18 protein-coding genes, 1 pseudogene and 1 riboswitch are annotated in these 26,877 nt (G+C 47.4%); of the genes and pseudogenes, 10 read left to right on the top strand and 9 right to left on the bottom strand.

All coding sequences use genetic code 11. The annotated features are described in order from the left end of the window. Position 1: 1 nt before the first annotated feature. The 3 genes from PP769_RS15865 to PP769_RS15855 all read left to right on the top strand — a co-directional run bounded on the left by PP769_RS15865 (position 2) and on the right by PP769_RS15855 (position 5,396). Positions 2 to 3,211, top strand: coding sequence for an efflux RND transporter permease subunit (locus PP769_RS15865; protein WP_312641907.1), 3,210 nt, complete (start codon positions 2 to 4; stop codon positions 3,209 to 3,211). Between the two features lie 75 nt (positions 3,212 to 3,286). Next, positions 3,287 to 4,705 carry a TolC family protein gene (locus PP769_RS15860; protein ID WP_312641905.1) on the top strand — a complete coding sequence of 473 codons (1,419 nt, stop codon included), beginning with the start codon at positions 3,287 to 3,289 and terminating at the stop codon, positions 4,703 to 4,705. Between the two features lie 355 nt (positions 4,706 to 5,060). After that, positions 5,061 to 5,396, top strand: coding sequence for a hypothetical protein (locus tag PP769_RS15855; protein WP_312641903.1), 336 nt, complete (start codon positions 5,061 to 5,063; stop codon positions 5,394 to 5,396). A gap of 296 nt (positions 5,397 to 5,692) precedes the next feature. Here PP769_RS15855 and PP769_RS15850 read toward each other — a convergent pair whose 3' ends face one another. Together PP769_RS15850 and PP769_RS15845 are read right to left on the bottom strand one after the other, a co-directional pair. After that, complete coding sequence (locus tag PP769_RS15850; protein WP_312641901.1) at positions 5,693 to 6,883, bottom strand: amidohydrolase; 1,191 nt, start codon at positions 6,881 to 6,883, stop codon at positions 5,693 to 5,695. 175 nt (positions 6,884 to 7,058) lie between these two features. Beyond that, on the bottom strand, positions 7,059 to 8,075 hold the full coding sequence (locus PP769_RS15845; RefSeq protein ID WP_312641898.1) for a UDP-glucuronic acid decarboxylase family protein: 1,017 nt from the start codon (positions 8,073 to 8,075) through the stop codon (positions 7,059 to 7,061). A 100-nt stretch (positions 8,076 to 8,175) separates the two neighbouring features. On the opposite strand from PP769_RS15845, the gene PP769_RS15840 reads away from it, so the two are divergent. Continuing rightward, complete coding sequence (locus tag PP769_RS15840) at positions 8,176 to 9,207, top strand: molybdopterin-dependent oxidoreductase (protein ID WP_312641896.1); 1,032 nt, start codon at positions 8,176 to 8,178, stop codon at positions 9,205 to 9,207. On the opposite strand, the pseudogene aspS reads toward PP769_RS15840, so the two are convergent. From aspS to PP769_RS15805, 6 genes and pseudogenes are all read right to left on the bottom strand, one after another. Further along, a pseudogene (gene aspS, locus PP769_RS19815) lies at positions 9,204 to 10,998 on the bottom strand (aspartate--tRNA ligase). The gene PP769_RS15840 and the pseudogene aspS sit on opposite strands and share 4 nt — an antisense overlap. A gap of 49 nt (positions 10,999 to 11,047) precedes the next feature. Next, positions 11,048 to 12,286 carry a pseudouridine synthase gene (locus PP769_RS15825; protein WP_312641889.1) on the bottom strand — a complete coding sequence of 413 codons (1,239 nt, stop codon included), beginning with the start codon at positions 12,284 to 12,286 and terminating at the stop codon, positions 11,048 to 11,050. 2 nt (positions 12,287 to 12,288) lie between these two features. Then, positions 12,289 to 13,845, bottom strand: a complete 1,557-nt coding sequence (gene guaA / locus PP769_RS15820; RefSeq protein WP_312641887.1) for a glutamine-hydrolyzing GMP synthase — start codon at positions 13,843 to 13,845, stop codon at positions 12,289 to 12,291. A 56-nt stretch (positions 13,846 to 13,901) separates the two neighbouring features. Next, positions 13,902 to 15,362 (bottom strand): IMP dehydrogenase, encoded by a 1,461-nt coding sequence (gene guaB, locus PP769_RS15815; protein ID WP_312641885.1) that lies wholly within the window; start codon positions 15,360 to 15,362, stop codon positions 13,902 to 13,904. 275 nt (positions 15,363 to 15,637) lie between these two features. After that, complete coding sequence (locus PP769_RS15810) at positions 15,638 to 18,580, bottom strand: 6-bladed beta-propeller (RefSeq protein ID WP_312641883.1); 2,943 nt, start codon at positions 18,578 to 18,580, stop codon at positions 15,638 to 15,640. A 273-nt stretch (positions 18,581 to 18,853) separates the two neighbouring features. Further along, on the bottom strand, positions 18,854 to 19,075 hold the full coding sequence (locus tag PP769_RS15805) for a cold shock domain-containing protein (protein ID WP_312641881.1): 222 nt from the start codon (positions 19,073 to 19,075) through the stop codon (positions 18,854 to 18,856). Between the two features lie 320 nt (positions 19,076 to 19,395). Between PP769_RS15805 and PP769_RS15800 the strand changes: the two genes are divergently transcribed. From PP769_RS15800 to PP769_RS15790, 3 genes are all read left to right on the top strand, one after another. Then, positions 19,396 to 20,481 carry an LptF/LptG family permease gene (locus PP769_RS15800; RefSeq protein WP_312641877.1) on the top strand — a complete coding sequence of 362 codons (1,086 nt, stop codon included), beginning with the start codon at positions 19,396 to 19,398 and terminating at the stop codon, positions 20,479 to 20,481. 28 nt (positions 20,482 to 20,509) lie between these two features. Continuing rightward, positions 20,510 to 21,598, top strand: a complete 1,089-nt coding sequence (gene lptG / locus PP769_RS15795; protein WP_312641875.1) for an LPS export ABC transporter permease LptG — start codon at positions 20,510 to 20,512, stop codon at positions 21,596 to 21,598. Positions 21,599 to 21,899: 301 nt separating this feature from the next. Further along, a riboswitch (cyclic di-GMP riboswitch) is annotated at positions 21,900 to 21,990 on the top strand. A gap of 85 nt (positions 21,991 to 22,075) precedes the next feature. Further along, a complete protein-coding gene (locus tag PP769_RS15790) occupies positions 22,076 to 22,954 on the top strand; it encodes a sigma-70 family RNA polymerase sigma factor (RefSeq protein WP_312641873.1) in 879 nt (292 codons plus the stop codon). Here PP769_RS15790 and PP769_RS15785 read toward each other — a convergent pair whose 3' ends face one another. Continuing rightward, positions 22,955 to 23,524 (bottom strand): cell wall hydrolase, encoded by a 570-nt coding sequence (locus tag PP769_RS15785; protein WP_312641871.1) that lies wholly within the window; start codon positions 23,522 to 23,524, stop codon positions 22,955 to 22,957. Between the two features lie 447 nt (positions 23,525 to 23,971). Here PP769_RS15785 and PP769_RS15780 point away from each other — a divergent pair, with 447 nt between their 5' ends. The 3 genes from PP769_RS15780 to recN all read left to right on the top strand — a co-directional run bounded on the left by PP769_RS15780 (position 23,972) and on the right by recN (position 26,804). Beyond that, positions 23,972 to 24,532 carry a tetratricopeptide repeat protein gene (locus PP769_RS15780; protein ID WP_312641868.1) on the top strand — a complete coding sequence of 187 codons (561 nt, stop codon included), beginning with the start codon at positions 23,972 to 23,974 and terminating at the stop codon, positions 24,530 to 24,532. A 168-nt stretch (positions 24,533 to 24,700) separates the two neighbouring features. Beyond that, positions 24,701 to 25,048 carry a thioredoxin gene (gene trxA / locus PP769_RS15775; RefSeq protein WP_312641866.1) on the top strand — a complete coding sequence of 116 codons (348 nt, stop codon included), beginning with the start codon at positions 24,701 to 24,703 and terminating at the stop codon, positions 25,046 to 25,048. Between the two features lie 25 nt (positions 25,049 to 25,073). Then, positions 25,074 to 26,804 (top strand): DNA repair protein RecN, encoded by a 1,731-nt coding sequence (recN, locus tag PP769_RS15770; protein WP_312641864.1) that lies wholly within the window; start codon positions 25,074 to 25,076, stop codon positions 26,802 to 26,804. Positions 26,805 to 26,877 lie beyond the last annotated feature (73 nt).

Genomic DNA, 26,877 nt, shown 5'->3' with positions numbered 1-26,877 from the left:
AATGACAGCTACATTTATTCATCGTCCGGTCCTTTCTATTGTTATTTCCCTGTTCATTACCTTACTGGGCTTATTGTCCTTTACCCAGCTCCCTGTCACTCAGTTTCCAGAGATTACGCCTCCCGAGGTCAATGTGACGTCAAAATTTATCGGGGCAAATGCCGAGGCTGTGGTCAAGGCGGTTGTGACCCCGCTTGAACGAGCCATTAATGGTGTTGCCGGAATGGCCTACATGTCGTCCGTTTCCGGAAATGATGGCACGAGCATTATCCAGATTATTTTTAACGCCGGGACCGACCCGGAAATTGCCGCTGTGAATGTTCAGAACCGAGTGGCTTCCGCCTTGGATGAGTTGCCCCCAGAGGCTATAAAATCCGGGGTCATCGTCGAAAAGGTACAAAACAGTATGTTGTTGTATATCAACATTCACAGCCTGGATCCTACCATAGACGAAAAATTTCTTTACAATTTTACTGATATTAATATTCTGAAGGAGCTGAAAAGGATAGATGGTGTAGGGTTTGCTGAGATTATGGGTTCAAGGGAATATGCCATGCGTGTGTGGTTAAGGCCCAATAAACTTGTCATGTACAACATTTCAGCTCTCGAGGTTATCGAAAAATTACAAGCCCAGAATGTAGAAGCCGCACCGGGTAAAATTGGCGAGAGCTCAGGGAAGGATAGGAACGTCCAGGCCCTTCAGTACGTATTAAAATATACCGGGAAGCACAATACAAGAGAAGCCTATGAAGACATTGTGTTGAGCAGTACGGATGAAGGGGAAATTTTGCGGCTAAAAGATGTCGCAGACGTCGAATTCGATTCACAAGATTATGATGTTCTTTCCAAAGAAAACGGACAAGCCTCTGCCGCTATTCTGTTAAAACAGCGCCCTGGTAGCAATGCCAAGGAAGTGATTAAATCGATTAAAGAAAAAATGCAGGAAATTAAATCAACGGCATTTCCCCCAGGAATGGATTACAGTCTCAGTTATGATGTGTCCGAGTTTTTGGATGCCTCCATTAATCAAGTTCTGACAACGTTAATTGAAGCATTTCTTTTGGTATCCTTGGTGGTATTTGTCTTTTTGCAGAATGTTCGACTCACCATCATTCCTGTTTTGGCCGTACCGGTATCCCTGGTCGGCACATTTTTCTTTATGCACATAATGGGTTTTTCCCTGAATCTCATCACCCTATTTGCGCTGGTTCTTGCCATAGGTATTGTTGTCGATAATGCGATCGTGGTGATTGAAGCCGTTCATGCCAAAATGGAGAATTCAGGAATTGGAGCCCAGCAGGCTACGGAACAAGCCATGCATGAAATTAGCGGGGCCATTATGGCCATTACCCTCGTCATGTCGGCTGTGTTTTTACCCGTCGCGTTTATGGATGGCCCGACAGGAATTTTTTATAGACAGTTTTCCTTGACTATGGCCTGTTCTATTATTCTTTCAGGGGTCACTGCCCTCACACTGACCCCCGCCCTTTGTACCGTTTTTCTTAAAAATACCCACAATAGTCAACAGCCTCAAGATGGGCGGCTGCAAAAATTATTTCATGGATTTAATCATTGGTATGACAATCTGTCTGATAATTATAAAAAACTTATCAGCGCGATAGCGAACAGAAGAGTTGTGACTTTTGGGATCCTGCTTGGTTTTTCCTTAAGCACCGGTTTGGTTGGAGCCTTTGTTCCCTCGGGCTTTATTCCTAATGAAGATCAGGGGACAATCTATGCCAATGTTACTGCTCCAACAGGCGCAACTCTTGAACGAACGGAAAAAGTTGTGGATGAAGTGCAACAGATTGCATCCGGGTTAGAGGATGTGACATCCGTCTCAAGCCTTGCGGGATTCAGCATACTGTCTGAAGGTACGGGTTCCGTCTATGGGATGAATCTCATCAGCTTGAAAAATTGGAATGAACGAACGGCCTCTGATAGGGAAATTATTGGCGTTCTTGAAAAAAAAACCAAACATATTAAAGATGCCAATATTGAATTTTTTACCCCTCCCCCCGTACCGGGTTATGGGAATTCCAGCGGTTTTGAAATGCGATTGTTAGACAAAACCGGTTCGGATTCCCTTGCAGAATTGCAAAAAACGGCCGATGATTTTGTCGATGACCTCAACCAACGGCCGGAAATCGCGAATGCCTTTACCACCTTCAATGCCCGTTTTCCACAATTTCTGTTACATATTGATGGCGAGAAGGCGGCTCAAAAGGGTGTCACGGCCGAGAACGCAATGAATACCCTTCAAGCACTGATTGGCAGTGTATATGCGACCAACTTTATCCGTTTCGGTCAGATGTATAAAGTCATGGTACAGGCGCTACCCGAATTTCGTGCAGAACCTGAAGACCTGATGAAGTTATATATTAAAAATGACGCGGGTGAAATGGTCCACTTTTCTTCTTTTCTTCGCGTTGAAAAAATTTATGGTCCTGAACAGGTGACCCGTTACAATATGTACCCATCAGCCATGATTAATGGGCAGCCTGCAACAGGTTATAGCAGCGGTCAGGCTATTATGGCCATTAAAGAGGTGGCTGCCAGTAAATTACCGAAAGGGTTTGGGTACGATTGGGCAGGGTCTTCGCGAGATGAAGCCCAGATGGGCAATCAGGCCATTTACATTTTTTTAATTTGTTTAATATTCGTGTATCTCCTCCTCGCCGCACAATATGAGAGTTTTCTACTGCCCATGCCGGTGATCCTCTCGCTACCCATTGGGGTGTTTGGTGCCTTATTTTTCCTCTTGCTGATGGGCTTGGAAAATAATATCTACGCTCAAATCGCGATGATCATGTTAATCGGTATCCTCGGTAAAAATGCCATTCTGATAATTGAATTTGCCATTTTACAACAAAAGCGAGGAAAAACTGCGCTTGAAGCTGCGATTGAAGGGGCGGCCATTCGTTTGCGCCCTATTTTGATGACCTCATTTGCATTTATTGCCGGGCTTCTTCCTTTAATGTTTGCTTCGGGTGCAGGGGAGATTGGGAACAATACCATTGGCTCGGCGGCGGCTGGAGGTATGCTTTTCGGGACCATTTTCGGCGTGATTCTTATCCCGGGTTTATTTGTGGTATTTGCAACGATGGGAACGACACAAAATCTTGATGAAAAATCAAAGGCAGAGAAGGCTCCGCGATTCAGTTTCAAGTCTCGGTTAAAATTTGCCCGCAGGTTGGCAAAACTTAAATAGTTCCTGATTCCCCAGAGAGTTCCGTCGAATTTTAACGAATATTAGAATCTTCGCTCATACTCATTGAAACGTTATATGTATTCCAGCCTTATCATTTTGTCCATGATTCTATTGTTAAATGGTTGCACAGGACTTAAAACCGACTTGGCTATTCCGGAAAACGAAATGCCAACAAGTTTTAAGGATAAAACAGATACCACCAATATAGCTGACATCCAGTGGAAAGATTACTTTGTCGATCCGCTCCTCCATAAATTAATAGATACCGCCATCAAGAATAACATTGATTTGCAAATGGCATTGCAGCGAATTGAAATTGCGCGTTCAAGTGTCAGAGCAGCATCCGGAGCACTGATGCCGACAATGGATTTGGGCGTCGGAACCGCTATTCGCCGATTCGGACGGTACACCATGGACGGGGCCGGGAACTCAACGACCGACATCACTCCCGGTCAAACCGTTCCCACCAATTTGCCTGATCTCTTTGTGGGCCTACAGTCATCGTGGGAGGTCGATATTTGGGGCAAGCTGCAAAATCAGCGCAGTTCCGCCATGGCGAAATTTTTGGGAAGTATCGAAGGGACAAGCTTTGTCGTGTCTAACCTGGTAGCCGATGTTGCAATTTATTATAACGAATTACGGGCATTGGATAATGAATTGGACATCATCAGGCAAACCCTCCACACACAGTACGAATCGTTGGAGGTAATTGAATTGCAGAAGGAAACCGGGAGGGCAACCGAATTAGCCGTGGAATTATTTAAGGCTCAAGTGCTCAATACCAGTATTTTGGAAAAAGAAGTTCTGCAACAAATTACGATCACCGAAAATCACATAAACTTCTTGTTGGGGCGCTTTCCACAACCCATTGAACGGACCAAAGGCGAATATTTCACAGATATTCCACATGAGATTTCGTCGGGTGTTCCTTCCCAATTGCTGGCAAACCGACCGGATGTTCGTGAAGCCGAATTCCAGATCAAGGCCAGTAAGTTCGATTTGAAAGTGGCTAAAGCTGCTTTTTTCCCAACCTTTAATATTACCGCAAGTTTTGGGTTCCAAGCCTTCAATCCCGATTTTTTATTTGTGGCGCCCGCCTCAATCGCGTATACCACGGTAGGCACATTGGTCGCCCCACTTATTAATAGAAATGCCTTACGAGCACAGTTCCACCTTGCTGAAGCTAATCAGCTGACTGCTATGTATCATTATCAGAAGACCATTTTGAACGCCTATGTTGAAGTGGCCAATGAACTCTCTAATATTCATAACTTGCGAAAAATCAATGCTTTGAAAAAGCAACAAAACAAAGTATTGCGACAATCTGTCGAAACGTCACACGTACTCTATAGATATGGCAGGGCAAGCTACCTGGAGGTCCTCATTGCACAACGGAATGCTTTGCAATCCAACCTCGAATTAATCAATTTTGCCAAGCAATTACGCATAGCGGTCGTAAAAATATACAAGGCATTAGGAGGAGGATGGAAATAAGAATTGTAACTATCGGAATTACAATTGGATTGTGGAGCAGTGACCAAGAGGCTGGGATTGTGAATGATTGGGCATGATTCCTCGTAGATTGGAGGTAATCGTTTATTAAGAACGGTGAGTATGATCTGCCTGTGGCAGTTAAGCTTCAATAGCTCCAATTATAGAGTATGATTGAAGACTTCAACCGATATGATGATGATTCTAATACGTTTTACTGTCCCTTGAAGTCGCTGTAAAATTGGATTCAATGTACTTTGGGTTTCTCCTGTATTATGACTCTCGTGCTCCGGTTAATATTGAAAATTAAATTATGGGACCGCTAGTACTTGATAGCCTTCAACTCGGAAAATAAAGAATGAGAGTGCAAGCGGGCATATTGGGATTTTTGTATGGGGTTGTGGTCATCACGGGATCGGCCTCGGGCAATCTTTTCGAGGGTAAGGAATCCGTGGAAGAGGCCATTTGCAAAAAAATGGCCATGGATTATGCGAACGATCCCAATTCCCTGACCGTACAAGCCATCGCACAATTACAAATCTGTCTTGCTCAAACATTGAAAAAGACTGACTCGCCCGTCATATCAAAAAAATTCGAAAGAGAATCTCCTTCCCCATCGAGAGGTATTGTAGATAGCACACTCCCGACACCCCCAACCCCTCCAACACCACCCAAGTCCCTGAAAATTCGGTGAAAATGGGTTTCTTGCCTTTTTTCTAACCATCCTCTGATAACAAGTTACATAGAGAAGGCAAATGGAAGATAGGGGACGTTTTGCTCATTTTGCTGTGGGTAGAGGTGCATTGGTTCAGTCCATACTTCGGAATTGGTCCTCAACCGGATGGGGGAATGACAGACGAATTGGAACGAGGCTCCGGCCGAACCCCTGAATATTTCGTAGATCTCTTTACCGGTTTTTGGCTCTGTTTAAAGTTGTTTTTTGAATGATTATCTTTGTCGCAGTACCTTTGGCAAATTTTTCGAACTTGCTCAGGTACCGGTTGCGGCTTTTTCTCCTTGACTTTCATATCCGATCAACAGTGATTTGACCATTTCATAAAAGCCACTTACCGCAATCAGGATTGTCTCATCGCAGAACTCATAATCCGGCTGATGGAGGCCTGGTGCATGCTCCCCAATACCAAGTCCAAAATGGAGGATGGGACAAATATCGCCAAAATGTCCAAAGTCCTCCGACCAGCGGAACGGTTTGGGAATTTCCATGGCCTCAATTCCCGTATCCCGGCACACGCGTTCGAGGGTATCAACCAAGGCATCATCGTTGATTGTCGCCGGAAAATCCTGCACCCACTCGACTTCTGCAAAAAGCCGTTCCGCCTCCGCACAAAGGCGAACGCACTGTTCCGCTTCGCGACGTAAATTTTGAAGGCCCGCGGCGGAAGCGGCTCGAAGCGTAGCACACACGGTTGCTTCTCCCGGTGTGAGCCCAAATGACATGAGTCCCAGCTGCGCATGAGTCAGCGTGAGCATACAGTAGGGATTGTCCGTGACCCTGCTCAGTTGGGGCAGTTCAGCCAGAAGCCTTCCAACTGCATTCGCAGGAGAACGAGCCTGTTCCGGCTCGGCCGCGTGGGACGCTTGGCCAAGTAGACGAACTCTCATTCCGACAGAGGCACTGGCAAATGTCCCCCGTCGATACACGATATGCCCCTTGGGAAATCCTGGTAGATTATGCAGGGTGATAGCGCAGTCTGGACGGAACTTCTCAAAATTCGGGTCATCGATAATTGCCCGTGCGCCTGCCCCCGTTTCCTCTGAGGGCTGAAATAAGAGCACCACTCGTCCACAGGTTGGTGGTGTGCGATGAAGTAAGGGAGCCAGGCCCGCCACGATGGCCATATGTCCGTCATGTCCGCAGCGGTGGGCAATGTTCGCTCCTGGCACGAGCCATTGGGTTTTGTCTGCTTCTTCCACAGGCAGTCCATCCAGTTCACAGCGTATCATCACCGTTGGCCCGGGACGTTGGCCGTCATAGACCGCTGCGATTCCATAACCACCGAGATGGGTCAACAGTTTGTCCGGTGGATAGGAATGTAAAAAATTTGTGATGAGTGTTGACGTCATGACCTCTGACCCGGCCACTTCCGGGCAAGCCGCAAGGGAGCCACGAAGGGTGACTAAAATGCCTTCAAGTATGTGGTCCTGCCGAATGTTCTGCATGTTTTTATTTTATGGGGGTAAGGTGTCTCTGTCCACTCGCGCGGATTAATTGCGTTCGGAGCTTCGGCTAAACGCGGAATTGTCGAGCCAATGGTGTTGTATCCGACTACGATCAGGACAGGGTATGTCATGGGTCACAGATTGCACGGAATTAATGAACCTCATAATCCGTATTTTACTTTGCAAGGGCCAAATGAGAACGGAAATAGTCGATGGCTTTTTCAAGGCCTTGTTCCAAAGTAATCCGGGGTTCCCACTTGAGCAGAGTGGTCGCCTTTTCGATATTGGGTCGGCGTACTTTAGGGTCATCGATTGGAAGGGGGTGTTGGGTTATCGTGCTTGATGAGTTGGTGAGTTTGATCACCGTTTTGGCAATGTCCATGACGGTGAGTTCTTGTGGATTGCCGATGTTAACAGGGTCATGTATGGAGCCGAGGTTGGCCTGAGTCTTTCCGAAGCGAACCGAATCTTGAACATCTTGACTTTTTCGAAATTCGTCTGGCGGGGCTTGCAGAAGCGATAGGATTCCCGCGACCAGATCATCGACGTAACAAAAGCTGCGGGTCTGTGACCCATCGCCATATACTGTTAACGGATGCCCTTGTAAGGCTTGCACAATAAAATTGGACACCACCCGTCCATCTTTTGGGCGCATGCGTGGGCCATAGGTATTGAAGATTCTGACGATTCTTGTGTCGAGGCCATGAAAGCGATGGTAGGCGGTGGTTAAGGCTTCGGCAAATCGTTTGGCTTCGTCGTAGACACCTCTGGGGCTAATGGGATTGACGTTGCCCCAATAGGATTCCGGCTGTGGGTTGACCAGTGGATCTCCGTAGACTTCGGATGTGCTGGCAAGGAGAAATCGCGCCTGTTTCGCCTTGGCTAGGCCCAGCGCTTTGTGTGTGCCTAACGCGCCGACTTTCATCGTGGCAATGGGAAATTCCAGATAGTCTTGCGGGCTCGCCGGTGATGCAAAATGCATGACGGCATCGACTGGTCCGTCGACATGAAGATAATCGCAGACATTGTAGTGAATAAACGAGAACTTCGGGTGCCCCATGAGTGCACCGATATTCTCTGTACGTCCGGTAAGGAGATTGTCCAGGCATATGACGGTATGTCCTTGATGGATAAGCGTTTCACATAAATGACTTCCTAAAAAACCGGCTCCTCCCGTCAAGAATATCCGCATGCCGTTTCTCCTTCTCTTCGCATAAATTCCGTGGTAATTTCAAATGTTGCGTGGATCTTGTCCAAAGTCGTTAAGGTATTAGATAATAGAGAGGATGTCTATGTCATCTTTAAATAATTCTCCTTTTTCTTTTCCACTGAGCCGTCGGGCCCTTTTCAAACTTGGCGGATTGGCTACCATCGGCGTGGGTTTTCCTGGGTGCGATTTGGGGTCGATGTTTGCGGTTCCTCCCCGGGAGACCACTTATTTTACGTCAAACGAAAAATTTTACACCGTAAATTTCATGGATGCTTCTTATAATTTTACCCGTGACTTGGATGTGGAGCAATGGAAAATGGTGGTCAAAGGCGCGGTGGAACGCCCTCTGGTGATGAAATGGCGTGATCTGCTCAATCAGGAATCCTTTGATCAGGCTGTGACCCTGATGTGTATTGATACCCTTCCAGGCGGGAGCAGTTTGGGGACCGCTATGTGGAGAGGGATTTCCCTTAAAAAACTTTTGCAAGACATCGGAGCCGATGAAGACACCGCCCGTGATGTGATTTTTCGAGCATCTGACGGGTATTCCGATAGTATTCCATTTGCCAGAGCCATGGAAGATGATGTCATGTTGGCCTATTTGATGAATGGGGAAAAGCTTCCTAAGGATCATGGCTTTCCGGTTCGCCTGATTGTTCCAGGTCTCTACGGGATTAAAAATGTGAAATGGATTACGGAAATCGAAGTCTATAACGGCGACTACCTTGGCTACTGGCAACAAAAAGGTTGGACGGATGATGGGACCATTCATATTTTTTCCCGCATCGATAGCCCGGGTCATTACCAGTCTTTACAAGGATCTCAACAGCGATTACGCGGGATTGCCTATGGGGGACCGGAGAGCATCAGTGAGGTTCAACTGAGTTTTGATCAGGAGAAAACCTGGGTGTCCGCCGAAATCGAACCACCGTTGTCTCCTTTAACCTGGGTGATTTGGAATTATGATTGGAGTCCGCCAAAACCCGGCAAGCACATGGTGTCTGTCAGGGCTATAGATACGAAGGGAAAGATCCAAACCTCGGAAATCACGAGACCACAACCGGCTGGGGCGACGGGATTGCATTCCATTGTTCTGGATGTGCTGAACGCTTAACCCGGGTTGTCAGGCTTTTTAGCCGTCGTGCGAATAGAGAGCTCCTGTAATTGCTCTGGTGTGACGGGGGAGGGGGCTTCGGTCATCAGGCATTGAGCCTTCTGTGTTTTTGGAAACGGGATCACTTCTCGAATCGATTCCGTCTTGCCGAGTAACATTACCAATCGATCAAGTCCCAGCGCGATGCCTCCATGGGGCGGTGCCCCTGATTCCAGGGCATCTAAAAGAAATCCAAATTTTTCACGAGCCTCCGTTTTTGAGATGTTGAGCAAGTCAAAAACTTTTGACTGAACTTGTGGCGCATGAATTCGAATACTTCCTCCACCTAACTCAAAGCCATTCAAAACCAGGTCATAGGCTTGTGTTCGAATCTGGAGGGGATCGGCTTCCAGAAGCGGCATATCTACTGAGTGAGGGGCCGTAAAGGGATGGTGCAGAGCGATATATCGTTTGGCGGTATCGTCAAATTCAAACATGGGAAAATCTATAACCCATAGCGGTTCCCACCGGTTTCGATCAATTAATCCTAGCTCTTCCCCTAGCAGGAGGCGAAGGCGTCCTAAGACTTGGTGGACGACAGGCGCTTGATCTGCGACAAAGATGAGCAGGTCCCCGGTTTTGGCCGAGGGGAGGGCGTCACGTAGGGTTTGGGGATTAAAGAATTTGGCGATAGAGGAATCCAGATTCCCCTCTCCGTTAATTTTGACCCAGGCGAGCCCCTTGGCACCAAATTCTTTTGCGGTATCAATTAGATTGTCAATCCGGTTGCCGGGTAAAGGCGTTGCCACCGTGAATGACAAGGGCTTTCACAATCCCGCCGTTTTCCACTGCGCTCTTAAAAACTTTGAAGTCACAGGTTGCGGCGAATTGACTCAGGTCCTGCAATTGCAGATCAAAGCGGAGATCCGGTTTGTCCGTCCCATAACGTCCCATGGCATCCGCAAAGGATAGCCGGGGTAATGGGGAGGGGAGGTCAATATTCTTCGTCTCTTTAAAGACCAGTCTGACCATTTGTTCGATCAACTGCATGATATCTTCCTGATCGACGAAAGACATTTCCAGATCTATTTGCGTGAATTCTGGCTGACGGTCCAACCGGAGGTCTTCATCACGAAAGCATCGGGCAATTTGATAATAACGATCAGTTCCCCCGATCATAAGAATCTGTTTGAAGAGTTGCGGCGATTGGGGAAGAGCAAAAAATTCCCCCGGGTTGACTCGACTCGGGACGAGATAATCTCGTGCGCCCTCCGGAGTACTTTTTGTTAAAATCGGTGTTTCCACCTCTATGAACTGATTGTTATGAAGATATTGCCGTACGAGATGGGACACATGACTGCGGAGTTGAAGAAGTTCTTGCATCTTTGGCCGGCGAAGGTCCAGGTACCGGTGTTTTAGCCGAAGTGCCTCAGTGGTGGTGATGGTATCGTCGAGGGCAAAGGGGAGGGGTTTGGCTTCATTGAGAATCACGAGGGATGTACTTCGAATTTCTATGGCACCAGTCGGAATATGAGGGTTTGCTGAGCCCTCGGGACGCAATGTCACCTCGCCGGTGATGGCCACGACGTATTCATTGCGGAGACGATCGGCTAGTTGATGCACATTGGGCTGCTTTTCTGAATCAAACACGATTTGTGTGAGGCCGTAGCGATCACGAAGATCAATGAACCTCACTCCGCCATGGTCGCGGCGACTAGCAACCCAGCCGGCTAAGGTCACGGTTTGGCCTACATTATCTAAGGAGAGTTCACCGCAATGATGTGATCGTTTCAACGAAAAAATCCTTTCCAACGCCTAAAAGCTTTTGATGGCAGAACATAAAAACGAGAATTCGAAATGCTTAAGATTTAAACTTGAACCGGCTTTTTGATGTGACGCCGGGTCGGCGGGGCCGTGCATTGCCGTTTGTGCCAGGGGTTGAGATCGTCTTCTTACTCCTGATGGGTTTCGGGTTTCCCTGGCGTGGCCAAAACTGACCAGCGGGTCCCGATTTAGGAAAATTTTCCATTCTTTTGATCTGTTGATCTTTGGATCGGTGGGCCCCTGCTTGGCCAATCGTTTCCGCAGACGTCGAAGTGCTCCTTCTTTTGATAGAATTCGGGTTTGGTGAGCGTGGTCGCGAAGGAGCCGCAGGTCTGGATGGAGGGAATTTTTCCGTTTTCTTAATCGGCGGATGAGTTGGTGTCCATGGTTGTGGTTGGCCAGCCCTTTGGGCAGGTGACGCGATGTTCTTGCTTCTGTTGGAATTGGGGGTTGAGGGGCGTGGTCGTAATTGAGCTGCAGGTCTCGATAGGCGCATCAATGCAGCTTTCGGCTGGCGGACAGTCGGACCTGGCGATTCAGGTGCGATGAGTAAATGGCGTAAGTCGTTTGCTTCCTTATCTGTTAAATATCGCGTCTGGCCTGGGGGAAGGGTTCCAAGGTTCAGAGGTCCAAACTGAACGCGTTTTAACCGGATCACGGGATGGCCGATTTGCTCAAACATTCGTTTGATCTGGTGTTTACGTCCTTCATGGACGGTGATTTCCACCCAGGAATTAGCCGCCGCTTTTCCGGCCTTTTTGACTTTGGCGGGAGCTGTGAGTCCATCTTCCAACATCAGCCCATGGCGGAGTTTTTGGATTTCAGGTTCCTCTAAAATACCTTTAATTTTCACCAGGTATGTTTTATGGACATGGTGTGCGGGGTGAAGGCAGGCTTGTGCAATATCACCGTTATTGGTGAGCAGAAGTAAGCCTTCACTATCATAATCTAAGCGTCCGACAGGGAATAGCCGTATGGAAGGTTTCGGAACCAAGGCTTTAATCGTGGGGCGCCCCGCAGGATCATGCAAGGTGGAGATGTATCCCACTGGCTTATTAAGCATGAGAAACATGTCAGGAGGTCGGGACTTCAGATGGCGCCCTTCGACCTTGATGTGGTCGACCGCAGGATCAACTTTGGTCCCTAGCGTCATGACGGTTTCTCCGTTAACGGTGACCATCCCATGTTGGATCAGTTCCTCAGCCTTGCGTCTGGAAGCGACTCCGGAACGGGCGATGATTTTTTGTAAACGGACTGTTTTCTCTGCCTGAATCATATCTATTCCCATTCGATCGTTGCTGGCGGTTTTGAGCTAATGTCATACACCACACGGTTGATCCCTTGAACTTCATTGATAATCCGATTGGACATTTTGCCCAATACCTCTGCTGGAATCACGCCCCAATCCGCAGTCATGCCGTCGGTACTGGTGACGGCACGAATGGCGATCACTGATTCGTAGGTCCGTTGGTCGCCCATGACTCCCACGGTTTGGATTGGCAGCAAGACCGCAAACGATTGCCAGATGATTCTTGACAGTCCGGCTCGTTCAATTTCCTCACGAACAATAGCATCCGCCTCACGAAGAATGGCTAGGCGCTGGGTGGTCACGGAACCAATGATGCGAATCGCTAAGCCTGGACCGGGAAAGGGTTGTCTCCAGACAATATCTTCCGGCAGACCTAATTCCAATCCCAATTGACGAACTTCATCTTTAAACAACTCTCGAAAAGGTTCAATCAGTTTGAATTTCATGCGCTTCGGCAAGCCACCGACATTATGATGTGTTTTAATCGTTGCCGATGGTCCTTTGACGCTCAGACTTTCGATCACATCCGGATACAGTGTTCCCTGAACCAGAAACCCGACCTTACCTAAAGAGACCGCTTCCTGTTCAAAAACCTTAATGAATTGACGACCAATGATTTTTCGTTTGCGTTCCGGGTCTGTTGTGCGCCCCAGTGCTGCCAGAAATGTTTCTGCGTGGTCGGCAATGCGAACCTTCAGATGATAGGCGGAATCAAAGGTTGTTTGTAATTGTGCCACTTCATTCTTTCGCATGAGGCCATTGTCGATGAAGAGACAGGTCAATTGGTCGCCGATTGCCCGGTGGGCCAGAACAGCGGCCACAGTGGAATCCACTCCTCCGCTGAGTGCGCAAATGACCTTGCCGTTTCCAACAGTTTGCCGGATTTCTGTTACCGCCTTTTCAATGAATGATCCCATTGTCCAGGTTGGCTCGCAGTGGCAGATATGACGTGCAAAGTTTTGAAGAATCGTTGACCCATGAAGGGTGTGGATGACTTCAGGGTGAAACTGGATACCAAAGAGCTGTTGGGTGTCATTGGAGGATTTCATCGCGGCGATCGGAGCATGGGCCGTATGGGCGATCACATGAAATCCAGGTGGAAGTTGTTGTACCGAATCCCCATGGGACATCCAGACAGGAAAAGCAACCGTGGGATCGAGACCTAGAAATAAATTCGTGTTGTCGTCAATGGCTAAATCGGCTCGACCGAATTCACGATGAGGTGTGGGGTTGACGGTTCCGCCACATTGATGAGCGAGCAATTGCATACCATAGCAGATCCCGAGAATGGGTATGGCAAGATCAAAGATTTGGCTGTCAATTTTCGGAGAATGGGCCTGAGTGACGCTGGCGGGCCCTCCAGAGAAAATAATCCCTTTGGGATGATAGTTAAGGATATCCTGAACCGTGGCCTGCGAGGGGAGAATTACGGAAAAAATGTGGAATTCGCGTATCCGCCGTGCAATGAGTTGCGTATACTGCGATCCAAAATCCAGAATGACAATGGTATCGTGGTGCGAGTGCATGGCGTGCCGGAATTCGTCAACGGGGGACCTGACTGACTTGGGAACGGAATCAGATCTTAGTCAGCCCTATAATTGGGGGCCTCCTTAGTAATTACCACATCATGAACGTGGGCTTCTCGCAGCCCTGCAGAGGTCAGTTGAATGAATTGAGCATTCTGTTGAAGTTCTTCGATTGTTCGACATCCGCAGTACCCCATTCCTGCCTTCAGCCCTCCGACTAATTGATAGACCATGACCGCAAGGTTTCCCTTGTAGGGAACGCGGGCTTCAATGCCTTCAGGGACTAATTTTGAAGATTCGCGCCCCTCTTGAAAGTAACGATCCTTTCCTCCGCGTTCCATGGCCCCCAGTGATCCCATTCCACGATATTCTTTGTAAGTTCGGCCTTGATACAATACCGTTTCCCCTGGAGATTCTTCGGTTCCTGCAAAAAGTGATCCGATCATCACGCAGGAGGCGCCGGCCGCGAGGGCTTTGGTGAGATCTCCCGAATATTTAATGCCTCCATCAGCAATCAAGGGTATTTGGTGTTCTTTGGCGATGGTGGCGCAATCCGCAACTGCGGTCAATTGTGGAACTCCGGCTCCTGATACGATTCTGGTGGTGCAGATTGAGCCTGGCCCGACTCCAACTTTAATAGCATCTGCTCCGGCTTTAATGAGATCCAGTGTGGCGGCAGAAGTTGCAACATTTCCTGCCATTAATTCCAAGTCTGGATACCGAGATTTAATATCTTTGACTTTTTCCAGGACGCTTTGGGAGTGCCCATGGGCGGTATCGACAACGATTAGATCAATTCCAGCTTTTGTGAGCCGCTCCAGGCGTTCTTCTACGTCCGGTCCGACTCCGACCGCCGCCCCAACGCGCAACCGTCCGTGCGCATCTTTGCAAGCATAGGGATATTTGATTTTTTTCTGAATGTCTTTGATGGTAATCAGCCCTTTTAACTCAAATTGATCATTTACAACAGGAAGTTTTTCAATGCGATGCTCATGAAGAATTGCCTGGGCCTGGTCTAATCCCGTGCCTTCAGGGGCAGTCACAAGGTTGTTTTTAGTCATAACCTGAGAAACTTTTAGATCCAGACGGTTTTCAAAACGAAGATCTCGGTTCGTTAAGATTCCGACCAATTTCCCATCTTTGGTTACAGGGATTCCCGATATGCGATAGGTCGCCATAAGATGGTGTGCATCGCGAATGGTATGATCTGGGGAGATGGTGATTGGAGAGAGGATCATACCGCTTTCTGATTTTTTGACCTTATCGACTTCTGAGGCTTGCATGTCAGGGGAGAGGGCGCGGTGAATTATTCCAATCCCCCCTTCGCGTGCTATCGCAATGGCCAATCGCCCTTCGGTTACGGTATCCATGGCCGCGCTCAGAATTGGGATATTAATTCGAATATTTCGAGTGAGTTGGGTAGAGGGATCCACCTCAGAGGGGATGATATTTGAATGGCGCGGCACCAGGACCACGTCATCAAAGGTGAGTCCCATTCGTAATTGTTTTTCCAACATGCGTTAAGCCTTGTATTTCGTCCCCTGCCAAATGGTGGATGCGAAAATGCCTTTCATCTTAATTTTCTTTTGAAAGGCAGTCAATGTGCCTTATTTTATACTTGATGGGTTTAGCGAGAAACACACAAGACTGCTCAGGACCAGCAGCTCAATGTATTCCCATACCGGGAATCCGGTTCGGCACTATGAAAAATGCCAAAGGGTAATCCCTGCACCCTCTGGCATTTGCTGTTAATGTGTGTGGTTGTTTCCTGGTTTCTGCCAGAGCGATGTGGCTATTCTGCTGCCTCAGGAATAAAGGCCATCGTTTCCTCTTCCTGAAAATGATCTTCGGCTTCCTCTGCCGGAATGAATTCTTGAACTCGCATATTTCCGCTATCAACCGAATAGACGTGTCCTCTGGAGTCAGCTCCAATTCCATAGGGAAAGTTGAATTGGCCATCCTGAGAGCCAAAGCCTCCCCATTGGGTGATAAAGTTACCGTCTCGATCAAACTTTTGGATGCGTTGGTTGCCGGTATCACTGACAAATACATCTCCTGATTCATCTACTGCCACACCCCAGGGTGATCGAAATTGTCCCGGTTCTTGCGCCTGAGCGCTGCTGGCATGGCCGGGCCCAATGCCTCCGCCCCACTTGGTAAGTAATTGGGGGAGGACGTTTGAGCTGGTATCAAACTTTTGTATCCGATGATTACCCATATCGACCACATAGACGGTTCCATCTGTTTGATCTACAGCAATGCCACGCGCAAAATAAAACTGCCCGTCCCCATTCCCAAAGCTTCCCCACTGCATAATGAATTCTCCGGTTTCATCAAATTTTTGAACCCGGAAGTTGGCACTATCTACGACGTACAAGTACCCGCGTACCCGGTCGACCGCCACTCCCCATGGAGCATTAAACTGTCCTTCGCCATTCCCGCGGGATCCCAGTTTCATCATATAATGGCCTAATTTCCCATCAAACTTTTGAATCCGATGGTTATTGGTGTCAGCCACATACACATTCCCATTCCCATCGCATGCGATGCCTGTGGGATTATTGAACCCTCCATTAGCGGATCCGAAATTTCCCCATAACAGGATGAAATTACCATTTCTGTCGAATTTCTGGATGCGATTATTACCGTTATCAACCACAAACAATGACCCTTGGCGATCAATCGTTAGGCCGTATAGGGGGCTAATAAATTCTCCGCCATGGAGAAGTGAAGCTCCACGGCCTGGTTTTCCCCACTTGGCGGCACAAATATACCCAGACGTGTTGAGAAGGATGTTGGTGCTGGCGGGAACAGAAACGTTGTTATTGGCATCTTTAAACCAAACGTAGACGGTTTTTGTGCCATCGGTTGGCGAGGTGGTAAAAGGAATAGTGGCTCCAAATTTTTGTTCCGGTTCCACTTCCACCCACCCAGGCATGGTCCCGCTCGGAGTCATGGGGTTTTCAGAGATGAAATAGGCAGCCACTCCGCTATCCACGTCTTTAGCTGAGATGGTGGCGACCATATCTGGACTATTGGTCATGTAAGCCCCATGATTAATAACGATGTCAGGATTTTGAGGTGCCGAAATGTCGATCAAAACCGGAATAGCGGTCTGCTCTTCAGATAGCCGGCTTTCAGCTCCATCTTCGGTCACCGACGTCATGGCATAAAAATATGCCGTGTTATTTGTGAGGCCACTATGAATATATGGGGTGGTCACACCTTCAATCTTTGTGGAGGTATCTGTTGTGAGGTTTGGTTCAGTACTAAAATAGAGGTTGTAACTGACAGCATTGGGAACTTCGAGCCAACTTAGGATGTTTTCTGTATCTCCGGGTTTGACGGCAAGATTGATGGGGGCGGTCAGATCGCTGGCAACCCGTTTTTCTTGTTTGCCTCGATTGAGTTCATCCTCAGTTGGGGCAAACTTGGTTAAACGGTGGTTGCCACTGTCTATGACGTACACAAATCCCTCTTTGTCCACCGCAATCCCTGACGGGAAATTCAGTTGTCCCTCAGTTAATCCCCGATTTCCCCATGAAGTGAGATAGGTCCCGCTAGAATCAAATTTTTGGACACGGTGATTTCCGCTGTCGACGACATACACATATCCTAAAGGGTCGCAGGCGACCCCCCATGGCGCTTTAAATTGGCCAGGGGCATTTCCTTCCTTTCCCCACTTCAGGAGAAAGTTACCACGTGCATCAAATTTTTGAATGCGATGGTTCCCTTCATCGGCAATATAAATATTCCCGACAAAGTCAACCGCGAGGCCGCGGGGATAAAAGAAGGCGCCGTCATATCCCCCGTCACGCCCCCACTTAAGCACAGGGGAGCCGTCGGAAAGGAATTTTTGAATTCTGGCATTGCTGGTATCCGAGACAAACAGATTACCTTGGGAATCGGTGGTAACACCCCAGGGGACATCAAATTTCCCCGCTTCGGCCCCTCTCCAGGCAAAACCGAATTTTCCCCATGCATTAATAATATTTCCTTCAGAATCAAACTTTTGGATGCGATTGTTCCCACTGTCCGCCACATACACATCTCCTTCGGGGGATGTGGCAATGCCCCGTGGATAGTAAAATTTTCCTTCGGTTGAATCAGGTTCGTCACCCCAACGGGCAAGAAATTTTCCCGTTCGGTCAAACTTCTGAATCGAATGATTGTCTGTATCGCCGACATAGATATTTCCGTCTTTATCTATAGCAATGCCGGTTGGTGATTTGAATTCTCCATCGTCGACGCCTTCACACCCGATTTGCATTACGGGGAGGTAGGGCGAAGGAATGGACATTACCTCTTCGGATAATAGACTTTCACCCTCTTCGGTGACCACAGAAATGGCATAGTGATAACAAAAGTTATTGGCTAGGTCGTTATGTTCGTAAGGAGAGATCGCTCCTTCAATGCAATTGGCTTTTTCTTTGGTTATCCCAACTTTTGGGATGAAATCCTCTTGTCCTGCGACTGGCCTGGTTAGTTCGTTGGGCTTAATTTGAACGCCCTTGGTGGTCATGAAGTAAACGTTGTAATACAGGGCTTCCGGGACAGGATCCCAGGTCAGGGTAATTTGCGTGTGGTCAGGGATAGCGCGTAGGTTTGCCGGTGCCTGTGGAATATTGGCATCCTCGGTTTGTCCTGCTCCCCAGTCCTCCGCTCCACTTTCTACGGTCAACATCTTTCGATAGAGCGGATTTCCATAAAATAAAACATCGAAAATTTTTGTCATGCTGTTCCCCTGATACTGATGAGGCAGTTGTGTGGAATTTGTAATTTATGCAATAAATACAATGACTTGCGACGAAGTCTACCAGGAGAAAAAGAAGGAAGTCAAGGAAAGTCCTAGCAGACTATTTACCTCTTAGCCTTCTTTGACAACAAGTCAAAGACCAGGAATTCCAGATTATTCCATTGCAGTAAAGTTGAGACCTAATATCCCCAAAAAATCACCCTTCGTCATCAGCAAATAATAGGCGAGAATGCAATAGAGATTTACCAATAATTAAGATGGTTGGCCAATTCCTGATTTTGTAACGTTGGCAGCCTGTGGACCCTTGGCCCCCTCTACTAGGTCAAATTCTACCGATTCCCCCTCTTTTAGAGATTTAAATCCGTCTTCCTGAAGTGCGGAATAATGGACAAACACATCCTGTCCACCTTCAACTTGAATGAAGCCAAAACCTTTCCGATCATTAAACCATTTTACCGTTCCCTTACTTCTCATGATGGCCCTCCCCATTAGAGTACTTGTGGATATATATTTCAAAAAAGTTGTGCGTGTTTAAAAAGAAAAGCCGAAAAAGGAGTCCATTCCTCTCTCGGCTTCACGGCGTAATATTCTTCTCACTTCTTTACCCATTACAAAAACGAAGAGGATGTAGCACAGTTTGCAGAATCTGTCAATAAATGACACGGAGAAATTCATTCCCTACTATTCGCCTGTAAGCTAATTATTCCGGATATTTGATTGAAAATGAGCATAGGGGCCATGCTACTTAGCCGACATATATCATCACTTTCTATTTATTTGAATTGTCCAAGACCTTGATCAGACTTCTCGATCGGTACATTTTTTTTGAGTTGCTTCGCCCATTTTTGACCAGTCTGACCGGATTGTGTTTCATCATTTTTACCAAGGAAATGCTACGGCTGGTGGATTTAGTGGTATCTCGAGGAATTAGCTTGGCGGCTTTGGGGTCTATTGTATTGCATTTGCTTCCTTCCTTTTTAGTTCTAACCCTACCGATTGCCTGCTTGATTGCCTCAATTTCGGCATTTAATCGCCTATCGTTTGACAATGAGGTCATTGCCATACGAGCTGCCGGGGTCAGTTTCTGGCGAATCAACCTTCCTGTAGTGGTCTTTTCCGGCATCGTATTCCTCTTAACGGTATATCTTTCCCAATGGGGCCAGCCGTGGGCCAATGTGTCATTGAAGACTTTGGCTCTGAGCGTCATTGAAGATGAGTTGACTCTTGCGGTTGATTCGGGGGTGTTTAATGAGCCGATCCCCGGACTCATGGTGTATGTGCCACACTCGGAGAATGCTTCTGGGGGTAAGGGAATCTTTATTTCGGACCAACGCAATCCGGAACAACCCTTGATAATTGTGGCGGAGAATTTTCACATGTTGAAACAGAGCGAACGTCAGCAGTTTGGCATTCGATTGTTTAAGGGAGCAATTCATCAAATCCCCAACGATGCCAATAGTTTTCATCGGGTCACCTTTGATACCTATGATTTTTGGCTATCTTCGCCTTTTACCTCGGTGAAAGATAAGACAAAACGGAAAACCTACCAAAATCTCACTCAGCAATTGGAGGAATCAGGTGGAACGGACGCTGGAGCCCTTCGTCGATTAGTAGAGTTTCATAAAGACACCGCCTTTCCCGTTGCCACCTTTGTGCTGGGGTTATTGGGCGTCCCGGTGGGGATTGTGTCGAAGCGGTCCGGGAAAGCCGGAGGGTTTGCGATTGGGGTTGGCGTGGTTATCGGATTTTATTTATTAAATGTGTTGGGAGAGTTTCTCGTGACGACTTTGGTGATCTCTCCGTTTTTTGGTGCGTGGATGCCTAACATTATCCTAGCCTGCTTCACAGGATTCCTGCTATTTCAAGCTGGAAAACAATGATCCAGAATCCTTTCAAGCAAGTTAGATCATGAAAAAAATTTCTTGGTATGTGTTTGGGAAGTTCAGCCGCGTCTTCCTAATGTGTCTTGTGACCGTGCTGACGATTTATCTGGTTGTGGATTTTTTTGAAAAATTGAGAAAGTTTTTGAAATATGATGCAGACCTAACCGTTATTTTCAGCTTTTTTGTCTATCGAATTCCCGAAATTGCTTTTCTCTTAGCCCCGCTGGCGGCTCTAATGGCGTCAATTTTGACGGTTTGTGGGCTTAATCGGACTCGTGAAATCACGGCGATGCGCAGTTGTGGGTTAAGTTTTTATCAAATTGCCATTCCCTTTTTTATCTTTGGCGGGCTTGTGAGTGTCGTGGGTCTGAGTTTAACGGCCGTGTTGATTCCTCTGGCCAATATTAAAGCTGAATTTGTTCAATCGGTCTTAATCCAAAATAAACCAGAACCCCTTTTACTTACTCCAGAACGTCTGTGGCTTCGGGTGGGACGCAATCACCTTATGCGGATTGATTCAGTGACAGAAGATGGGTTTCGGTTGAATGGTATTCACCAGTACACGCTTGACGATCGCTTCAGTCTCAAAGGCATTCTTGAAGGGAAATGGGCAACATTTGTTGGTGAGGAATGGATAATGGAGCATGCAATTGAGCGAACATTTCAGGATGAAGAACGTATGCAAGTGAATAGTCTGCCACGGCAGTCGTTGCCTCTCTCTCTCACGGCTGATGATTTTCAGAATTGGCTAGCTCAGTCTCCAGAGCATATGTCCTTGTATCAATTGCATGACTATATTCAAAGGTTGATAGAAGATGGTCATAGTCCTCATCGTTTTTTAACTGATTATTGGTCTCGAATTGCATACTCTCTCGTTCCTCTGGTGATGATACTGTTAGGGATCTCGGTGAGTCTCCGCGGAAGTGGTGTGCGTGAGGTTGGAATAGCAAAAGGGCTTGGGCAAACTCTGGCAATTGGGTTTTTTTTCTGGGCTGCACATTCGGTCGGCATTGTCTTAGGACGAAATGGAGCGGTATTACCGATCATTGGCAGTTGGATTGCCACAGCCATGTTTTTGATCATCGGGATTAATCTTTTTTTAAGGCTAAAATGAGGGTTCCACGATTGTCATGAAGAGCATTGGAAAGAATGTGTGATTGGGCTTTTGATCATCCGTTCCTATTCACCATTCGTGTTGGTCTTTGATGCTGTGCGATGTATGAACTTGTCAAGTTTTCTCATAAACACGCAAGGGATTTTCTTAATTCCCCCTGACTCGGATCCGATAACATTTCCATAGAGATAGAGGTCGATGAATAGGAGAGAAACCGGGGATCCAAGGCAGACCGCTAATCGGGGAACCTCAAAAACCCATCACTTATATGAGGTTGTAATTATCGAATAACGAATTCAACAGGTGACAAGGGCAAACTATCCGTGAGGGTAGGGCGCAAAGCCAAGAAACCCTGAGAACGTTGGTGTTTCAGGGTTCGTCTGGTTACCGAACTGTGTTGGTGGATCCATGCGTTCGTTCATGCGCCCATTCCCTGGAATTGGGCGCTTTTTTTGGTCACCCTGGAAAGGCCAAAACATGAACGAAGACGCACAATCTTTCACAAAGACAGCAGTTGGTATTAAAGAACTCGGCTCGTCTCACCTCGGTTCGGTTAGTCCGAAAAATGCAGAACATACGGAAGCACAGGTCCAGCTCGATCAGGAACATGTTACCCGGATTTTATTAGAGTTTCTCCCGACGATTCGTCGGATGGCTGGAATTATGGCATTCAGGAATCCCTTTTCCCTGGATGTCGAGGATTTGACCAGCGCAGGGGCTATGGGGCTGTTGTCGGCGTTGAAGCGCTATGATCCAACACGCGATATTAAATTTCGCACATTTGCCGAATATCGCATTCGTGGGATGATGTTAGATGAAATTCGGTCGATGGATTGGGTTCCTCGGTCTGTGCGATCTCGCCGAGATCAAGTGCGACAAAAAGTTGAAGAGCATCTTCAGAAAAATGGGATGCCACCGACCACACAGGAATTGGCCACCCTGTTGGGCGTACCCATTGAAGAAGTAGAAGGAGTGGGCGGGTGTGATCCTCGTTTAATTAGTCTGGATGAGCCGGTTGGGCAGGGAGAAGATGAATGTACCCTCCGTGATGTTTTGCCGGATGTTAACCATCTGGACCCTTTTGTGGCTTGTGCGGATGCAGAAATGAAAGCGGCATTGTCAGCGGCCCTACAGACATTATCGGCCCGCCAGCAAGAGGTGCTTCAATCGTATTATCATGCCGGATTGACGATGAAAGAAATTGGGCGGCAAATGGGTCTGACCGAGTCTGGGGTCTGTCGGGTGCATTCCGGTGCCATTCGACACCTCCGCATAGAGTTGAAACGTATTGAGGATGGGGAATCCCGGGCGCCTCGACCCAGGAATTTGCGAAAAACGCCTGTTGTTCGCGACTAATTAAATGGTGTGCTTATTAAAGAATTCGTGTCCGCCAATTTTTGCCACTTTACGGTTGACCTGAGCCCACCGGGGAGTCTGGACCAGTTGGGGATTATAAAACAGTACAGCCCCATCCACCACCTTTCGCCCGTCTTGTACAAGCATCCAGGCTAATAAACTATCTTGCATGATTCGATTGGTTTGATCGAATTGCACTTCCTCTGGATTTCGTCCCATCCATGGTTCAAACTGTTTGGCCCGAAGAACCGTGCCCTTGACCGTGCCATCGCTGTGGTATTTGAGAGCCATTCGGTTCCGAATCACGGCCGCGACAGCTAACTTTCCAGCAAAACTTTCACCACCGGCTTCCAGATAGATGGTTAGGGCGGCTAATGTATCGTCGCTGTGGCGAGATTCCTGCGAAGGGATTATTTCCAGAGGCAATGGCGATACAGGCGAAGAAGACGAAAGAACTAATGCGATATCGGCAGAATTTACAGGAGTTGGCGAGACGGGGAGTAAGCATATGGAGAAGGTCTGTATACCGATGATAATGATACAAGACAATAGTGTTTGGTTTCGTTTCATTTTATCCTTATCCCTTTAAGTCTTGATGGGTTTAGAGTTTTCTCTCGTTGTTTTTGTTTAGATATTGAGAAGTCAGGTTTAAAAAAATGCTTCTTGGACACGGCCTTTCGCAAAGGACATGCCATTGACGTTTTAAATTGTTCAATGGAATGTGTTTATGGGAGTCTTGCGTTGTAGGAAGGAGTCTGGTGTTAGAGGTTTTGTGTTTTCATAAATGACAAGTGGCCTTAATCCAGCCTTGTGTCGTGTTTTCGGGACATCAAAGAATAGGCCAGCCGTATTATTATGCAATAGTGATTGGAAACAGGGCGATTTTAAGATTCACGTACTGATCAAAAACCTGACAATCTTAGAAATGGGTTGGTGGATCATCGAAAAATATGCAGAGCGAACAGGGAATTTATTGAGAATGATGTTTGTTGCGCGACTTTAGTGATGGAGGAGAACATGAGCATTTCGTCGGTGAGCGAAAGAGTAAGGGAAATGATGATGTGTCTCGGAGTGGGAGTGATTCTTCTTGGTACGTTACCGCTTTCCAATGGTTGGGCTCAGTCAGATCAGACACCTGTCTTGCCTATTCAATCTCTCGCGCACGCTAAAGTGTATTTGATGGCCGGAGATTACCGTCGAGCAGTAGAGGCTTGCCAAGAAAATATTGACCGCAACCCCTCGGTTGAAGCATACGTGTATTTGGCCTATGTCTATGAGGCAATTGATGGCTATTTAGGATCATTGGCAAAGCAGGAGGATTATGTGAAAGTGGAGCAATTGGCGCTGAATTTGACCGCACGGGATATTCTCGATCTCATTGATCCGCCAAATATTATGCCTCGTATGGCGCAAGAACTCATTCATGAAGGCATTCGGCAGCAATTTGATGTGACAGCAGCAATGGCCAATCGGTTGAGTCGGACACGGACGGATGAACTGTGGGCACAACAAACCCGTTGGCGTGAATTGAAGCCAGATTCATGGTGGACTGGAACCCCGGATGAATGGGAATGGTGAATCTTTCCCTGCCTTGCCTGTGAGTGAAGAGGCCAAACAGAACACACAGGGTGCCATTCCCTGAAGATACCTTAATCGTATTTGAGTGAGTTGACAGTACGATAAGAGCGGTTTTAGGATGCCAAGACAATCTGGACATTTTGTCGTATTTATCCAAGGAGGCAGTCAGTGTCTGATTTAGTGGCCAAAGCCGATGCAGCGAATTGGGACGGGGAAGTACTGAAATCTTCAGAGGTGGTGATGGTAGATTTCTGGGCAGTTTGGTGTGGACCCTGTCAAATGGTGGCCCCAATTGTCGATGAGCTTGCCCAGGAATATCAGGGAAAACTTAAAGTCATGAAGCTCAACACCGATGATGCTCCCGAAGTTGCGGGTAAATATCAAATCATGAGTATCCCAAGTATTCTTTTCTTCAAGGGTGGCCAAGTTGTCGAAAAAATTGTTGGTGCAAGACCGAAGCAACAATTCAAACAAGTTATTGACTCGCTCCTGGCTCAATCCACGTCTCCTGCCTGATCAGCGAGACCGATGACTCGGTGTTATGCTGACCGAGCTGCGTATCTCCAACTTTGCCCTCATCGATCAACTCCATTTGGAATTTCCCCCTGGCTTTCTCGTCTTGACGGGGGAGACAGGGGCTGGAAAATCTCTTCTCATTGATGCTCTGGTGTTAATCACCGGGGGACGAGCCTCCGCCGAGCATATTCGGTTTGGTGCCGAGGAAGCTTTGCTGGAAGCCTGTTTCGTCATCCCCCCAACTCATCCTCTTTCGAGCAGATTGCAAGGGGAGGGATACCTCCTACCCGATCAACAAGACTTTATCGTTCGTCGGATGTTATCGCGGTCGGGAAGGAATCGCAATTTCCTCAATGGGCAACTTGCCCCTCTTCAAACGATTCAAGACATCGGCTCTCAGTTGGTAGATATCCATGGCCAACATGATCAGCAATCATTGCTCTCCTCTAAGACTCAGCTCAAATTGCTGGATGCCTTTGGGAAGCTTGAGGATGTTGTCGGATCTTATCAGGTGATGCACCAAGAATGGGTCCAGAAAAAGGCGGCTTTGGATGAATATGTGATCCGGTTACGGGATCAAACCAATAGGCAAGATATTCTTCAATATCAATATGACGAGCTCGTCAAGATGCAGTTGCAGTCCGGAGAAGAAGAGTCTCTCAGTCAGGAATATCATCGGTTGAAACATAGGGGTCGATTAGGAGAATTATCGAATCAAGCCTTTACGGCATTACATGAAGGCGAACGATCGGTTCTAGATCATCTGGGTGAGGTGACTGAGTGGGTACAAGAGCTTGCAAAAATTGATGCGTACGGTGAGTCTTGGGTTCCATTGTTGGAAGCAGCGAACATGTCGTTGCGGGAGGTGACCGATAACCTTCGGGATTACCGGACTCGGATCGAGTATGATCCTGAGAGAATGGATCTGATTGATAGTCGGTTGGCTGGTCTTCAGCGGCTGAAAAAGAAATATAGAAAGCCTGTCGAAGAATTAGTGGAACTTACCAAAACTCTCGAACAAGATTTAGCGCAGATCCAAAATGGAGAAGAGCAGGTGCGGTATCTGCAAGCAGAAGTGACCAGTCGATATGAATCGATGAAGGCCTTGGCGGAAGACTTGTCGGCCAGGAGGAAAACAGTTGCGAAGCATTTGGTCAAAGAGATCAAGCAGGAATTAGCGTCTCTTAAAATGTCGACAATGGAGGTACACGTTAATATTGAAATGGCCAACGGAGACAATCGATTTGGGCCGACAGGAATGGATCGTGTTGAGATGCTACTGGCTCCCAATCCGGGAGAACCGCTGATGCCATTGGGCCGGATTGCATCGGGTGGAGAATTGTCCCGAATTATGTTGGCCTTGAAAACCGTGTTTGCGGAAAATGATCAGACGCCTGTCGTTATTTTCGATGAAATTGACAGTGGAATTGGTGGGGAAGCCGGCATAATCATGGGAAGTCGATTGCGTCAATTGGCTCAATTTCATCAAGTGTGTTGTATTACCCATCTTCCGCAGATTGCCTCTCAGGCTCATGCACAGTTTGTGGTTGAGAAAACAACGCTAGAAGACCGAACCCTAACGAAGGTCCACGAAGTCATAGGAGTTCATCGGGAAACTGAAATCGCCCGCATGTTGGGAGGAGGCACGCTAACTCCAACTATCAGAAAAACCGCCGGTGAAATGCTGGATCGGGGAAACAGTCCTCACATAGCCTCCACTCACAAAAAGCCAAAAAAGAAACCTACCAAAACCTAATTTAGATTCGAATGAGCTTGTTATATTCAGGATAGCCATTCATAAACGAGTGGATAATTTTTTCCTGTGTTCG

It is taken from the genome of Candidatus Nitrospira allomarina, from assembly GCF_032050975.1.
GTDB classification, from domain to species: Bacteria; Nitrospirota; Nitrospiria; order Nitrospirales; family UBA8639; genus Nitrospira_E; species Nitrospira_E allomarina.
Note: the sequence above shows the minus strand (reverse complement) of the source record. Positions and strands in the feature narration are given on the sequence as shown.

What these genes read in the sequence shown, in the direction of transcription:
- PP769_RS15865 (WP_312641907.1), top strand. Translation starts at nt 2, where the DNA reads ATGACAGCTACATTTATTCATCGTCCGGTCCTTTCTATTGTTATTTCC.
- PP769_RS15860 (WP_312641905.1), top strand. Translation starts at nt 3,287, where the DNA reads ATGTATTCCAGCCTTATCATTTTGTCCATGATTCTATTGTTAAATGGT.
- PP769_RS15855 (WP_312641903.1), top strand. Translation starts at nt 5,061, where the DNA reads ATGAGAGTGCAAGCGGGCATATTGGGATTTTTGTATGGGGTTGTGGTC.
- PP769_RS15850 (WP_312641901.1), bottom strand. Translation starts at nt 6,883, where the DNA reads ATGCAGAACATTCGGCAGGACCACATACTTGAAGGCATTTTAGTCACC.
- PP769_RS15845 (WP_312641898.1), bottom strand. Translation starts at nt 8,075, where the DNA reads ATGCGGATATTCTTGACGGGAGGAGCCGGTTTTTTAGGAAGTCATTTA.
- PP769_RS15840 (WP_312641896.1), top strand. Translation starts at nt 8,176, where the DNA reads ATGTCATCTTTAAATAATTCTCCTTTTTCTTTTCCACTGAGCCGTCGG.
- PP769_RS15825 (WP_312641889.1), bottom strand. Translation starts at nt 12,286, where the DNA reads ATGATTCAGGCAGAGAAAACAGTCCGTTTACAAAAAATCATCGCCCGT.
- guaA (WP_312641887.1), bottom strand. Translation starts at nt 13,845, where the DNA reads ATGCACTCGCACCACGATACCATTGTCATTCTGGATTTTGGATCGCAG.
- guaB (WP_312641885.1), bottom strand. Translation starts at nt 15,362, where the DNA reads ATGTTGGAAAAACAATTACGAATGGGACTCACCTTTGATGACGTGGTC.
- PP769_RS15810 (WP_312641883.1), bottom strand. Translation starts at nt 18,580, where the DNA reads ATGACAAAAATTTTCGATGTTTTATTTTATGGAAATCCGCTCTATCGA.
- PP769_RS15805 (WP_312641881.1), bottom strand. Translation starts at nt 19,075, where the DNA reads ATGAGAAGTAAGGGAACGGTAAAATGGTTTAATGATCGGAAAGGTTTT.
- lptG (WP_312641875.1), top strand. Translation starts at nt 20,510, where the DNA reads ATGAAAAAAATTTCTTGGTATGTGTTTGGGAAGTTCAGCCGCGTCTTC.
- PP769_RS15790 (WP_312641873.1), top strand. Translation starts at nt 22,076, where the DNA reads ATGAACGAAGACGCACAATCTTTCACAAAGACAGCAGTTGGTATTAAA.
- PP769_RS15785 (WP_312641871.1), bottom strand. Translation starts at nt 23,524, where the DNA reads ATGAAACGAAACCAAACACTATTGTCTTGTATCATTATCATCGGTATA.
- PP769_RS15780 (WP_312641868.1), top strand. Translation starts at nt 23,972, where the DNA reads ATGAGCATTTCGTCGGTGAGCGAAAGAGTAAGGGAAATGATGATGTGT.
- recN (WP_312641864.1), top strand. Translation starts at nt 25,074, where the DNA reads ATGCTGACCGAGCTGCGTATCTCCAACTTTGCCCTCATCGATCAACTC.